The sequence below is a fragment of the Levilactobacillus tujiorum genome (assembly GCF_012641185.1).
GTDB lineage: Bacteria > Bacillota > Bacilli > Lactobacillales > Lactobacillaceae > Levilactobacillus > Levilactobacillus tujiorum.
On sequence record NZ_JAAXLK010000007.1, the window covers coordinates 74,853 to 90,669 of the forward strand.

Here is a 15,817-nt window from a genome sequence, read left to right on the forward strand (position 1 = left end):
GAAGAAAACGGTTTACAAAACATGATGGAGGCTGGATTAATCATGAAACGTTGGTTGAAAGTGTTGGTAACGCTAGGGACGTTACTAGTGGCGTTTGGCTGGATGCAGCAGACTAAGACTGCGAAGGCAGAAAGCGTTGGGTACTCGGTCAGTACGATTACTCCGAAGAACCAGGATGATAAGCAGGTCACGTATTTTGCATTGCGTGTGAAGCCTAATCAACAACAAAAACTCACGATTGTTATTCATAACTCAAGCAAGTCGGACAAACAATTTCAAGTAGGGGTCAATCAGGCGATGACCAACACCAATGGGGTGATTGATTATAGTCAGGCCAATCCTAAACTAGATAGCTCCTTAAAAGTTGGGATCAAGGACGTCTTCGGCAAGAACGACACGCAGAAGGTGACGGTCAAGGCCCGGAGCGGTAAGAAGGTCTCCGTTGACTACAAGATGCCAGCCAAGAAGATTGACGGCATGATCCTCGGCGGAATTTACGTCAAGGAACTGAAGAAGGATCAAGGAAACAGTAAGAAGAACGGGGTCACGATTAGCAATGCCTTCGCTTATGTTGTGGGGATTCGTCTCCGCGAGAGTGGCGTTGACGTTGCCCCCGACATGCGCCTGCACACAGTTAAGGCTGGTCAGATTAGTGGTTTGAATCAGATTCAAGCGAACTTGCAAAATCCACGACCAGGTTTGATGAAGGCGTTGAAGGTGGTTTCCAAAGTCACGAAGCAGGGCAGTTCCAAGACAGTCTTGTCACAGACTAAGGAAAATATGGCGATGGCGCCTAACACGAACTTTAACTATTCCATTCCTTGGGGTGATAAGCAGTTAGAGGCTGGCGACTACACGTTGAAGCTGGACGCTTACGCCAAGGGTGGCTACCACTGGCAGTTCACCAAGAACTTCACGATTAGTCAAAAGGACATTAACTCCTTGAAGAACCGGATCAATACGCCGCAGAAGAATTACTTCTGGTGGTTCGTTGCCGGCGGAATCATTATTGTGCTGTTACTGGCAATCATCATCTACTTGTTGATGAAGAACCGGAAGAAGAACGACGATGAGGAACAAGGTGAATAAATAAATTCAAAAACCGGCACTACAGTCGATTGAACATTCTCGTTCAATTGATGGTAGTGCCGGTTTTATTTTTTTAAATGAATTTGAAGATAGAAATTGTACTTCTCTTCAATAAGACGTTCTGAATGGCACTTAGCTTTGCATGAATTTGGGACAGAATTCAAAGAATGGGTAAAGAAAAGTACAGGCTTATGACCCTGCATGTAAAACGATTAACTTGCCCACAAAGGCGACTTTACGGTTGAGTTTTAATCGTAAACAGATTATAATGAATTTAATTCATAGTAAAATTAATCAATGGGCGTCGGCTTTTTTTAATAATGATATTCATTGTGAACAAAATATGATTTCAATCGGTTGCGCAGTGGGGGAGATTCTTGTGTTTGACATCGATTGTTCAGTTAATTATCGATGTAGATTGTAACGACCGGTTGTATAAAATTATAAATGTCAGGCATCGCTAACAAAGCAACAATGACTATTAGTTGCGGACTTCCCGATGAAGGAGGAGAAATCAACGTGAAGACGAGATCAATTTTATTGGGCATATTGACAGTTGTGACTGGACTGGTATGGGGAGGACAGTCATTGACGGTACAAGCCAAGATGACAAACGATAAAATCCTGCAAACCGCACCCAAGGGAGTTACAATCGGCGATTATTTTAGTACGAATAGTGTCAGTGGAAGCGCCGCTAAGATTAGTTCAACGGATTTCGGCGATGGTCAGGCAGTTAACCTCACCACGGGGGCCAATCAAACCGGCGTAATCTGGGCTAGTGATGATGCACGCATGAATTTGAATGAGGATCAGACCGCCTCAATGTGGATGTATTTTGGGGATGGCCGAAAAACAGGTAGCGCTGGTGATGGAATGGCCTTTGTCCTGCAGAATGATTCCAATGGTGTGAATGCCATCGCCAAGAATGCGGATGGGACGCCGGCTGGTGGTCAGTCAATGGGAGTCTGGGGAACCGACGCTCGGACGGATATGACCCAGCCATTGGATACGACTGCCATCGCCAAGCTTGCCATTCAAAATAGTTGGGCAGTGGAATTTGATACGGTTGCCAACCAAGACATCTCATCAAAGACTACGGACGCTAATGCGGTGAGTCGGTTGAAACAGGGGCCAGTTTCGGCCTTTGACTGGGATACGGAAGGGCAGCAGCATATTGCATCGAATTTTCCTGGGAAATCTGAGACCTATAAGAGTCACAAAGCCTCAGAAACAACGTCTACCACCAGCGGTCCCTGGTATAATCCAACCACGACGACAACGACCACGAATTATTATTATCCTTCAATGAATCATCTTGGAAAAATTACGCCTGGTACGGGTACGAGTATGTTTACGTTCTTAGATGCTGGTTGGTGGCGACACGTGACCATGCACTGGGACAGTTCAAAGGATGAGATGACTTACAGCTACAATGACCAGGTTCCCCGGTCCGGTGAAGAAGCGACAACGGCAACGTCATCAACGGATTCCGCGTCGAAGACATATACCGAAACTGTGAAGATTAACCCTGCCGATGATTTGGACGTTGGCGCCGATGGTTTAGTTAGATGGGGATTCGTGGGTTCCACTGGAAGTTCGACGACCGCAATTGAAAATAACATTGTGGTCTTTGATCAAGTGCCTGGTCTGGTAAATGGGAACGCGACGGCCACTTTGACCGATACTTCTCAGTCTGACAAAGTTATTGATGATCCCTCGGACACTGTAAACAGTGGGGATCGGCTGTCACTGAATTACAATTTGAAATACACTAGTGGTCGCGAATCTTGGAAAGACATTGTTGCCAAATTGAATTTGCCGACGAATATTGTGTTTAAGAACGCCACCATCAAGTATGCTAATGGGGATACCGACACCATTAGTGATTTGGATACGAGTAGTTCGACAGGGCAAACTTTGAGTAAATCTCTTGAGAACCTTAATAATGAGCAGGATGGCAGCACCGCACCGAATGCGACTGCTGATATTACGCTTAATGGTGTGGCTGTTGCGGGTGACAACGATACGACGACTGTCAATGAAACTCACAGTTCGTTTGAAGGCTCGAATGCGCTGATGCACACGACTGTGAGTGCGTTCAATGTGAAGAAAGTTAATGGGTCAATGACGATGGCGCTTACCGGTGATAATATTGCCGCCGATGGACTCACAGGAAGTCAAAAGTTAACTGAGGCTAAAGATGTTACCTTGACCGGTCAGATTACGTATGGACCAGGCAGCACGGCTGCGGCAAACAGCGATATTACGTTGCACCCGCAAATGAACGGGGTCAATTTGCCAACGAAGACCTTGAGTGATAGTGACGCCGCTGGTAAGTTCAGCTACACGATTCCTGCTTCCAGCATCATCTCTGGTCTGACTGATGGGAATCAGTTCGTGATGTATGCGACGGATAAAAATGGCATTAATTCAGCTAATGATGTCGGATATACGATTACGTTAAAAGATGGAACCCTAGACCTAATGGTTAATCCAACGGGGACATTCAACGTTGACCATCCTAAGAATTTAACAGGTTCTGCCATGAGTTTTCCAGCTGACAGTAACTGGGATGTTCGGGTTAAGGATACTCGAGGGGCTGGTAGTACGTGGACTTTGACTGCTAAAGCCGATCCTGTTTCCAGCTCGACTGCTGGCTTGCTGGATGGTGACATTGTGTATGAAGGAGCTAACGGTGATCAGCAGAGCCTGACGGCAGGAGCGGCGGTAATCGCCACGCATACCGATGATTCTGATAGTGATGAAGTCAATGTGACGAGTGGCTGGGATAGCACGCATGGTATTCAGCTTGAGACCAACGCGGGTGCTATCAGTGGCTCCTATTCGACGTATGTGTATTGGACGTTTGAAAATGCCCCTGTAACTGAATAGAATTTCAGTGTCAACCTTTTGGGCATTATGATCCCTTCGTGGTTGTCGGATGAAATAGTATCATTCATCTGGCAATGACGGAGGGACTTTTTGCCGTGCTATAGACAAGCAGCTAATCACTAACCGTCTCTATTCAGCGGTAAATTCACGGTATGGTGACCTCATCAAATAGATTGGTGAGGTTTTTATTGTGGAGAAGCAAGATATTGGTAAGCTCTTCCAAAAAATAGCCATGTTTGAATACGATTAGCTATTAGGGGCTGACGATTTAGGCGTTGAAAGTTATTGTTCCGATTGACATTCTCATTAACTGACATAAGGGATAGTCAAATGTTAGTTGTAAAATGAACAGCTAATGGTCGCTAAAACTACGAAGTTACACGTTTTAAGAAGTGTAACAGTTTTCCTGGGCTTACCAATCGAAATCAATCGAAACTAAGTGATGAAATCATGATTATAATACCCCTTAATACCTTTGATTTATGAAACTTAAAGCAATCTTAAAATTAATGGGAAGTGTATTGCACGGCCCCTATCATATTGATAATATAATGATATACTCTATTTACTAAAACAATACGAACTCGGTCGTGAAGCCTTTTTTTAGTGAGTATTGGCCATATATGATAGAAAAATTGTTCAAAAAGGAACGGTAAGGTTGAGGCAAAGCGAAAGATTTGACTGACATCCAGACTAGGGGGGATGTTGATGCATATTAAGAAGAATTTGTTGGGTGTTTTAGCGTTGTCTATAGCTGGATTAGGCGTTTGGTCGACTGAGCCAGCTCAGGCAAATTCAACCGTTTTTTCGACGGGGGACAAGGCTTTGGCAGGTGCACCACAAGGCGTTGATCTTCAGAATGGACTCGCTTCAAACTACTTTACAATTGATAAAAATGTGGATTCAGCTACCGGTGATAATTCGGCTTCACTGGTTAGTGCGGGAAGCCCAACAGGCGTTGGAAATTCTGCGATTCAGATTTCTAAGGCAGGCGTGTCGGACAGTTGGGGAGCCATCTGGTCGACCGATGAGTCTTTCGATTTGGACAAGAGCGAGACAGCCTCGATGTGGATCTATGCTAGCGGTGAAAATGCTAGTAACGTCGGAGATGGGATGGCTTTTGTTCTTCAAAATGGCGGAACGGATGCCTATTCTGGCTCAGGTGAGTCGATGGGTGTTTGGGGCATTGCCAATCAGTACTTTAATAACACCAATCCAGCTAGTTCCGCGATTCAAAATAGTTGGGCACTAGAATTTGATACTTTTCCTAACGATGATATTTTCAAACGTGGAACATATTTAGGCACATTGATTGGGTGGACTAACAGTTCTTATGATTTTGCGAATAACAATCCATCATCGTTTGATGTCAATGGCCCAGCGGATACGCCGTCTAGTCAATCGCAAATTACGGACACCCATATTGCCTCAAATTATCCCGGGGCTACGGATACTTACACCGGAACAAGTGTGGTTGGGAACGGGAAGATCAAGAGTCCTTTAACAGGAAATATGATTAGTGGAAGTGGCACTTTTTATTACTACAACTTACAGCATGAAGGGCTGCTAGATGAAGGGCCTACTGGCGGCAGTGGAAATCTATCTGATCATCGGTGGCACCACATTACGGTAACGTACACGCCACCGACAACTTCAGGTGGTAAGGGGTCGATGACCTATACTTACAATGATAAAAATCCTGATACGGGCTTGCCTCAGTCATCATCTGATTCTGCAACGGTACCGATTGATTTAAGTCAGTTTAATTTATCTTCGGGACAGACTAAGGTTCGCTGGGGTTTTACCGGATCAACCGGGACTTACTCCGAAAATAATTTAGTCATATTTGATCAGATCCCAGGTGAGGCGCAGACTAAGGCGTCTGCCACGATTACGGCAAAGGACAGCTCAGGAGAGTACACGAACACTTTAAATGATGGTGATTCTGTCTCTGGAGATACCGATGTGAAGCTGACTTATCAGCTTGAACGGACCGGTGGGGATAGCAACTGGAAGGCGGTCAATGGAGAGCTGAAAATACCTGATGATATTGATATCACTTCAGGATCGATTAGCTATCCAGATTCAAGTTATACTGATAGTAATGACAATAAGGTGGATGTCTCTAAAATTGTGGCACCGAGTTCCTCCGGAGATGGACAAACACTTGCAGTTCCCCTTGCGGATGATGGCTTAACCTTAAGTGGCACGCAGAAAGCAACGGTTACTTTGTATGGAAAAGTGAAGAATGTAGCGTCTAGCGGTAGTGTGAGTGAGGCCGCCCAAACAAGCTACTTTGTTGGGAGTAATGCGACCTCTGCGGCTAAGACACCTAGCTTTACGATTACGAAACCGGACTTATCAGTGGCGCTGGATGAAGATAGCAGTACGCTGAAGGTTAATGCAGGGGGAACACAGGCTGCAAGCGTAGTTGGTGTTGCGGTAGCCTCAGACAGTACCGTTAGCAACTCGGATATTACCATTCATCCGACAATCAATGGCGTTGAGCAGGATGCTGTCAATCTTGACGACATTACGACTGGCGTCAAATATGGTTTTAACTATCCGATTGCTAATGATAAATTGACAGCGGGTGATAACACGGTTAGTTTCTATGCGACCGATTCGGCGGGGGCAAGATCGTCAACGGTTTCGACAACAGTTACTGCTGGTACCGTTGGCTTTGGGGATACCAGTGGGGATCTGACATTTGAGCCGACGACCTTGTCAGGAAGTGGTAGCACGATCATTAATCGCTCGGGCGATTGGCGCTTGGATGTGGACGATAGTCAAACCAAAGACAGTACTTGGCAGGTCACTGCCAATACGACTGGGATGTATTTGAACGGTGTAGCAACTGGAACACCGTTGGACGGTGCGTTGATCTATACGGATTCGACCGGGAACGTGACCACGTTGAACAGTAGCGATTCGCCCATCATTGCAAGCGGAACCTCTGACGGGACGGATACCACCACCAATATTGCCAGTGATTGGACGACTAACAGCGGCATTCGGCTGAAGGTCAATAGCGGTGCGGTTGAGGGAACATACTCTGGGACGATCAATTGGTCTTTTGTTAATTCAGTTAAATAGTTCTGGCAAAAAATCACCCTGATGAAAAAACGGGGTGATTTTTTGGCGTCGTGCCAGTGGAAATGTTGATGAGTTGAAAGATGTTTGTTCCGAGTGGCCTTGGTCTGGCTGCTTTTTGTGAGACGGTCGGTTAGAACTAATCCACTAAATAGTTACGGCTCAAGTAACGGGGTGCTGATAAAATCTATTTTCAGAACTCGAAAGGAGGTTGGATAATGGGGTTGGCTCCCTACGTATAAATTTATTGCACATGGATTCTCTTGTGGGTGATTTTGTAATTGAAAGATAATTCCAATCTAATGGCAAGACCAGCAAATCAGCAAATGAATAATGGACTTGATGACTGTCATATCAGCAATTACAGAATGCTTGTACCACAATGTTATTATTATATAATTTCTCTTATCATTTCAATCGGGTGATGGTATACTATATTTATTAGGGTAGTTAAATATTTAGAAAACTACCGATTGTCGGGCGTTATAAGTAAGTTCAACTTATATTCGTACAGTGGGACTTTCGCATCAGTAAATTTAAAAAGTTGAGGATCTACAGAAATCCGGCGTAAACCGGATGAGGGGGTTATGAGGTTGAAAACTGTTAAGAAGGGATTATTAAGTGTGGTAACGGCACTTACCGTGGTCGGGCTAGGACTATGGGAAGGTGGTGATCTGGCTAGTGCTAAGTCAACCGTCTTTAATACAGGGGCTAAGGCTTTGGAGGGTGCGCCTCAAGGGATCTATCTCGGTAGTGGCACGAACTCCGATTATTTTACAATTGATAACACGGTTTCTACGGCTTCCGGAACCAATGCAGCTAGTTTAGTGGATGCCGGTAGTCCAGCCGGAACTAATAACAGTGCGATTCAAATCTCTAAGGCTGGGGAAATGGATTCTTGGGGGTCCATCTGGTCAAAACAACAGTCATTTGATCTAAATAAGCCAGAAACGGCCTCCATGTGGATCTATGCCAGTGGTGAAAACACGGCCGACGTGGGAGACGGAATGGCCTTTGTTCTTCAGAATGGTGGCACGGATGTCTATTCTGGTCCTGGTGAATCCATGGGGGTCTGGGGTGTCCCAGACAGCCTGTTTGCGAAGACAGATGTGGCTAGCACCGCTATTCAAAATAGTTGGGCATTGGAGTTTGATACGTATGCAAATGGTAAGGGTGGGATCCCGACACAGCCTAGGTATAGTTTAATTGATCCGTTGCATTTGTCGCCGATACCGACTTGGGATTTTTCAGATCAAAATCCTAGTACCTTCGATGTGAATGGAGATACGGCAAGTACGCAGACGGCAATTGATGACACACACATTGCCTCTAATTATCCAGGCGATAGTGGAACTTACACGGAAACTTCTGACTATGCAAACGGAAATAAAAAGTTGAATTACTCGGTTCAGCCTTGGGTGGGAAATTACTATTACTACACTATGAAACATGAGGGCTTCTTAGATGAGGGGGCCACTGGGAGTGGTAATTTGTCAGATCATCGTTGGCATCATATTACAATTGACTATACACCGCCAACAACGGTGGGTGGTGAGGGTTCCATGACTTACACCTACAACGACAAGGACCCGGATACAGGATTACCGATTGACTCGAATGATTACGCAACGGTACCGATTGATCTCAGTAAATTTAACCTGTCCTCAGGCCAGTCCAAGGTTCGCTGGGGCTTCACAGGATCTACTGGTAAAGCAGCTAGTGAAAACAATTTAGTTGTCTTCGACCAACTTCCTGGTCAAGCGCAGACGGAAGCATCAGCCAAGTTGGAAGCACAAGATGGCGGTGACTATACTGAAGTGAAGGATGGTGACGCCGTTTCTGGTGGAAAAGCAGTTAAGTTAACTTACACTTTTGGTCGGACAGACGGGGATGAAGACTGGAAGTCGGTCAATGCCAATTTAACGATTCCTAGTGGTTTAGATATCACCTCGGGGACCATCGATTATCCAGACGCCAGTTACAAGGATAGCAATGACAATAAGGTTGATTTATCGAAGTTGACTACTAGTTCAGACGGGTCATCTCAATCACTGCCGGTGTCTCTAGCGGGTGATGGTTTGACCATGAGTGGCACGCAGCATGCTACTATCACGTTGACTGGGACCGCTAAGAATATAGCGACTGATTCGACGGGGGTTTCCCAGAATGCTGAAACCAGCTACTTCACGGGGAGCAATGCGACATCCTCTGCGAAGACGCCTAATTTCACGATTACGCCTAAGGTTAATGATAAATTGGCTATGGATGTTGCTAAAGACTATGGGGTCTTAAAAGTGAACTATGGTGGATCTGATCAGGCTGTGGTCACTGGAACGGCAATTTCTAGTGAAGATACAGTTAATTCTGCTGGTGTTCGTATACCTGCTAGTGAAATTACGATTCACCCTTCCATTAACGGTGTTTCACAGGATCCAGTGAAGGAAAGCGATATCCACTCGACTAACCCTCTATTCTATGCAAGCCAATACTATTTCGATTATAAGATTGATAATGACAAGCTGCAGCCAGGGGACAACACAATCAGTTTTTATGCCACCTGTGACTCCACTTCGGGGAAGCTCACATCAACCACGGTCAATGCCACAGTTACTGCCGGCACGGTCGGTTTTGGTCATACTAGCGGGAATATCACGTTTGAACCGACACTCCTGACTGGTAATGGGCAGAGCCAAGTGATTAATCGGGCTGATGACTGGAGCCTAGATGTTGATGACTCGTTAACTAAGGATAGTCCCTGGCAGGTTACGGCTAAGACAGCCGGAATGTTTGCTGATACGGATAATGTAGCCGTAAACACGCCGCTTGATGGTTCACTGATTTACACGGATGCGGCAGGCAACGAAACCACGCTAAATGATTCGGACTCGCCGGTAATTGCGAGTGGAACGTCGACTGGTGAGGATACGTCTACTAATATTGCGGCCGACTGGAAAGACGATACGGGTATTCGCTTGAGAATTAATGGGAATGCCGTTGAGGGTAATTATGAGGGCACTATTGATTGGTCCTTTGTTAATTCAGTCTCAACTTCATAAATAGTCAATCATGCTAGATATAGCCGATGAAAGATTCGTAATTTTACGAGTTTTTCATCGGCTTTTTTGTTCTCCCAATTGCCCGGTGTTATACGCGGTAAAGTCCCGAGGATGAGGTGGCGGGAAATGACGACGCCTACGAATATTACACCTTTAATTAGTTAACGTACGTGATATACTATAAGTGAAGATAAAAAGTTAACTTAATTAATTAAAATGGCTAATAGTAGTTACAGATGACCTTGATCACCTCACCGCAGCGCGATGAAAATGCAATGCTGCCTTTTTTGCAGCGAGTCTTGATGGCCGCGTAACTGGTGATAATTTCTCACTTAGACCATCGTGTCATTGGTATTAGTCACTAAAGTTGAGAATCGAGTAAAACCTGGCGGAAACCAGTTTGGGGGTTATGAGATTGCGAATCACAAAGAAAGGGTTACTAAAAACAACGGTAGCACTGGCCATAGCAGGACTAGGCCTATGGAGCAGTGCGGAAATTAATGCGCATGCCGCTTTTGATACTGGTGCGGCTGCACTGAAGGGGGCGCCACAAGGAGTTTATTTAGGGAGTGGCACGGCCTCAAATTATTTCACGATTGATAATTCGGTCTCTACGGCGAGTGGGACTAACTCAGCACATTTGGTAGATGCCGGGAGTCCGGGTGGCTCGAAGAATAGTGCTATTCAGATTTCTAAAGCGGGATCGAAGCAAAGCTGGGGGTCCATCTGGTCCAAGCAACAGTCATTTGACCTAAATCAAAGTGAAACGGCGTCAATGTGGATCTATGCCAGCGGTGAAGGCAGTACCAGCGTTGGTGATGGGATGGCCTTTGTTTTACAAAATGGTGGAACCAACGTTTACTCAGGGCCTGGAGAGTCAATGGGGGTCTGGGGGGTACAAAACTCAGACTTTTCAAAGACTAATCTGGCCGATACGGCGATTAAGAACAGTTGGGCGCTTGAATTTGATACTTTCCCGAACGTCACGATTCCTGATCAACCGGCGTACGGCATTTTTGACAACAATCCGATCTCAGAGTGGTCGTTTGCCGGAAGTCCCACTTCCTTTGATGTCAATGGTGATGGGAATTCACCGGCTAACCAGACGCCCATCAAGGATACGCACATTGCGTCGAATTATCCGGGGGAGAGTAGTACTTACTCAGAGACCAAGGTGCCCTATGCGTATGGGAAAAATGGGTATGGTCCGTACTATTACTACACCATGAAACACGAAGGCTTCTTGGATGAAGGCCCCACTGGCAGTAGCAAGCTCTCCGATCGAAATTGGCATCATATTACGATTCAATATACGCCACCAACTACTGCTGGCGATAAGGGGTCGATGACGTATACGTACAATGACAAGAATCCTAACACAGGCCTGCCACAACCATCGACCGACTATGCTACGGTACCGATTGATCCCGCTAAATTTAACTTAGCAGACGGCCAATCCAAAGTTCGCTGGGGCTTCACGGGCTCCACTGGTGATGCTACCGAAAATAACTATGTGATCTTTGACCAGCTTCCCGGTCAAGCGCAGACCGAAGCTACCGCTAGTTTAATGGCTAAGATTGATATGAATCATCCTGATGAGTACGTGACGGTAGGGAGTGGGTCCAAGCAAGCCGACTCAATTCCTGGTGGAACCGATGTCAAGTTGACTTATACCTTTGGCCGGACCGACGGGGATGAAGACTGGAAGTCAGTTAATGCTAATCTGAATATTCCCAGTGGGTTGGCGCTCTCATCAGGGACGATCACGTATCCAGATGCGAGCTATACCGATAGTAATGATAACAAAGTTGATCTCTCAAAACTGACCACGAATGCGGATGGTACGTCGCAGTCACTGCCAGTCTCACTGGCTAATGGTGGCTTGACCATGAGTGGCACCCAGCACGCAACCATTACGTTATACGGCAAGGCCAAGGATCTGACCTCAGACTTAAAAGGGACCCCGCAGTTAGAACAGACGAGTTACTTCACAGGAATTAATGCGGCTTCGTCAGCGAAAACGCCCGCCTTTTCAATTACGCCTAAGGTTAACGCCAAACTAGCCGTGGACACTTTTGGCGATAAGGGTCGACTGAAGGTCAATTATGGCAGTAAAGAAGCGGCTCGGGTAGTCGGCGTCGCAGTCCCACAAAATCCGCTAAGCGTGTCGATGGAGGCTATTACGATTCATCCGTCGATTAATGGCGTGGCGCAGAGTCCGGAAAATCTAATGGACATTTACGCGACGGAAATGTCGCCTAGTTTGGATTACTTCAGTTATGAGATTCCTAATGACAAATTACATCCGGGAGCCAATACCATCAGCTTCTATGCCACCTATGGGTCTGGTTCAGATGAAGTGACGTCCACCACGGTTAACCGGACCGTGACTGCTGGCACGGTTGGCTTTGGTCACACCAGTGGGAATATGACCTTTAAACCCACGGTTCTGACTGGTGATGGGCAGAGTCATATGATTAAGCGAGATAATGATTGGGAATTGGATGTTGATGATTCGCTGGTTAAGGGAAGCGAGTGGCAGGTCACGGCGAAAACAACCGGGATGTTTGCCGATGGCGATAACGTAGCGGTTAAAACGCCGCTGGACGGGTCGCTGACTTATACCGATGCGGCTGGAAAAACGACGGAGCTGAACAATTCGGCCTCTGAATTGATTGCAAGTGGGACCTCGCCAAGCGATGAAACAGCGACAACAACCAATGTCGCTCAGGATTGGACGGCTGATACGGGTATTCGCTTGAAAATTAATGATAATGCAGTTGAAGGAAATTATGAGGGAACGATCGACTGGTCGGTCGTCAATTCCGTTTCCCCCGATTAAGCTTAGTGAAGTAGAAGAGACAAGCAGGTAGTGGTCGTGAAAATGGCTGCCACCTGCTTGTTTTAGTGTTAGGCAAAATACTGATTGCCCAGTTAGATGAATGTGGTGTACAAGGATGTACATAAGAACGAGTAACCCTAGTAATAAAAGGTGCAGCCGGTTATGTAGCTCACTTAACTATGGCGAGCTTAAATCATTGGTATGTCACACTGGTAACCTATACTAGAAGTGGAGCATATTTTAGACTTTTAGGAAAGGAGCCGGGTGATTCATGAAATTTAAAACAAGTTTACTAGGGATACTTGTTGCGATTGGCACCCTGTTTATGGGCACTGGGTTGATCGGCCATGCCGATGCTGCTTCTGATGCAAATGCCAAAATTGACGCCGACAACCTCGCTTCGGCTCAACAGAGCATGCCACAGGGATTGCCGTTGAGTGATTACTTTAAAATCGGTGATTTTAAGGGTGTTAATTCAGCGAAGATTCAAGACTCTACGAATCCGAATACTTTAGGGACTCAAGCGGTTCAACTGACTAATGGGACTAATCAAAAGGGATCAATTTGGGCCAAAGATGCCATGGCGTTTGATCTATCCAAAAATGAGAAGGCTTCCATGTGGATGTATTTTGGCGATAAGGGCGATAAAGCCGGTGACGGCATGGCCTTTGTTCTACAGAATGATGAGCGGGGGACTAAAGCGATTGCGGTAGATAAGAACGGGAACCCAGCTAGTGGTGAAACCATGGGGGTCTGGGGATATCCTGACGATTATACTTCGGAAACTGGTGGTTCTTCCAAGATCGCGAGCCAGGCGATTCAAAATAGTTGGGCGCTAGAATTCGATACATTTGTCAACAAACAAGATTACACCACGTTTTATGATCAGGAATCTGACTTTGATTTAGGGCTTTCTCACCCTCACGTTATGGCGGATTTTCCGGCAAAAAAGGATACCTATGGCCGGAAGCCAGCCGGAGTCATAGTTAATAATGCTATCCAATATTACTATGCGACGACCATGCAGAATGTGGGTAATGCTATATCAGGTGATGACTCTAGCTTCTTATCTAATGGTGCTTGGCATCACCTGAGTTTGAATTGGGACGCTACCACGAGCACAATGACGTACACTTTTGATGATAAGGATCCAGCGACTGGTGCGCCACAGACTGGTAAGACGAAGTCACAAAAAATTTCAACCAGTGATCTTGGCGGTAAGACTACCGCGTTGTGGGGCTTTACCGGTTCAACTGGACAAAATTCAGAAGATAACCTGGTCACCTTTGAGCAGATTCCAGGACTGGTTGATAGTAGTGCTACGGGGACAGTGAATGATCTTACCCAGAATAAAGTGATTGCAAGTGACGGCAGCGCTAATACGAATGATCGGTTGCGCCTAGATTACAAACTTAATTACAATTCTGGGAGTGCCCCTTGGACAAATATTCGTGCTCACGTAAAGGTACCAACGGGTGTAACACCAACTAAAGGGACCATTACGTATAGTGATGGGACCAGTTCGACCTTTGATGTGAGTGGCATGACGAATCAAACGATTGACGCAAAGCTTGCACAGTCGCTGACTATCAGCAAACCAGTTGCGACGGTTTCGATATACGCGACCGCAAGCAGTACGGAGACGACGGTGCCTAGTTCAGAAGGGAATTTCTATGGAAGCAACGCGATTGCCTCGGCGAGCCTCAATGGATTTGCAGTTAACAAGTTAAAGACATCGCTGTTGTTGTCAACTTCTAATCAGATCCTTACGGCTGATCAAAATGAGGATGTCGAGGTCTCAGGGCTGACATCGTTAATCACTACTAGCCTCTTTCCAGATAAAAACGTTGTATTACATCCTACGTTAAATGGTCAGGACTTGGATACGGTTAATGATAATGGCGGGAGCTTTACTTATACAGTTGCGGCAAGTGATTTGAAGCCAGGGGAAAATACACTAACGATGTATGCTACTAATAAATATGGCGATGTGTCTAACGATATTACCTTTCAGATTACTGTTGGGACGCTGGATTTTGGTAAGGTTTCGGCAGAAAGTACCTTTAAGCCCACAGCGTTGATTGGGACGACACAAGATGTCTTACCAGCCGATGATTGGCAAATCGATATTAACGATACGCGGTCTGCCGGCCATCAGTGGACGCTGCAAGCCAGCACGACCCCGTTTACGACCGAGGATGGTCAGAAATTGGACGGACAGTTACAGTATCGGACGGGCAATGGGGATGAAACCTTATCGGCTGATGCGATCAACGTGGTCACACATTCGACTACGGGAGACGGGTCGACAGTCGATGTTGCTAACGGCTGGAATGCCAATTCCGGGTTGCATTTACAGGTTAATGGTGGCGCCGTCGAGGGCACTTACTCAGGTAAGGTGACCTGGACGCTGAACAACGCACCGCAATAATTGAAGAAGATACGTGGTCGGACTCAGAAACTAGGGGTCCGACTTTTTTTGTGCTTAATATATTGCCCGGTAAATGGACGTTACTGAATAATAATTGTGTGACGATGATATACGTCCTTGTGCATACTTATTCATAAGAATTCATGATTGGTTACAAAGTTATAGCCTGATAAACAATGGTGGGAGAGCGCTGAGATAAAATTAGCCAATACCAGTTATATAAAGTATTCGTGCAATTGATTGCCGCCTCGAATTATTGTAATAAATCAATTTTAGCAATGGTATTGAATTTGATGGGCTAACCGAATATAATGAATTTGATTAATAGGGGAACCAGTATAGGGGAGTCGGTATCTTGGCAAGGACCGGTAGCGTGCTGGGAAATAACCGTGCAGATCATATACTTAGCATTGT

The 15,817-nt window shown here is 45.9% G+C and carries 6 protein-coding genes; all 6 read left to right on the forward strand.

Annotated features, from left to right (window positions below; all coding sequences use genetic code 11):
* Window positions 1-42 precede the first annotated feature (42 nt).
* The 6 genes from HF569_RS04970 (at window position 43) to HF569_RS04995 (ending at window position 15,403) form a co-directional block, all read left to right on the forward strand.
* A complete protein-coding gene (locus tag HF569_RS04970) occupies window positions 43-1,089 on the forward strand; it encodes a DUF916 and DUF3324 domain-containing protein (protein ID WP_232842565.1) in 1,047 nt (348 codons plus the stop codon).
* A 519-nt stretch (window positions 1,090-1,608) separates the two neighbouring features.
* Entirely contained in the window at window positions 1,609-3,981 is a 2,373-nt protein-coding gene (locus tag HF569_RS04975; protein WP_168901554.1) for an L-type lectin family protein, read from the forward strand.
* A 708-nt stretch (window positions 3,982-4,689) separates the two neighbouring features.
* On the forward strand, window positions 4,690-7,077 hold the full coding sequence (locus tag HF569_RS04980; protein WP_168901555.1) for an L-type lectin family protein: 2,388 nt from the start codon (window positions 4,690-4,692) through the stop codon (window positions 7,075-7,077).
* A 590-nt stretch (window positions 7,078-7,667) separates the two neighbouring features.
* Window positions 7,668-10,130 (forward strand): L-type lectin family protein, encoded by a 2,463-nt coding sequence (locus HF569_RS04985; protein ID WP_168901556.1) that lies wholly within the window; start codon window positions 7,668-7,670, stop codon window positions 10,128-10,130.
* A gap of 415 nt (window positions 10,131-10,545) precedes the next feature.
* Window positions 10,546-12,972: an L-type lectin family protein gene (locus HF569_RS04990; protein WP_168901557.1), complete on the forward strand. Its 2,427-nt coding sequence runs from the start codon at window positions 10,546-10,548 to the stop codon at window positions 12,970-12,972.
* A gap of 271 nt (window positions 12,973-13,243) precedes the next feature.
* Window positions 13,244-15,403 carry a lectin-like domain-containing protein gene (locus HF569_RS04995; protein WP_168901558.1) on the forward strand — a complete coding sequence of 720 codons (2,160 nt, stop codon included), beginning with the start codon at window positions 13,244-13,246 and terminating at the stop codon, window positions 15,401-15,403.
* The last annotated feature ends 414 nt before the right edge of the window (window positions 15,404-15,817 follow it).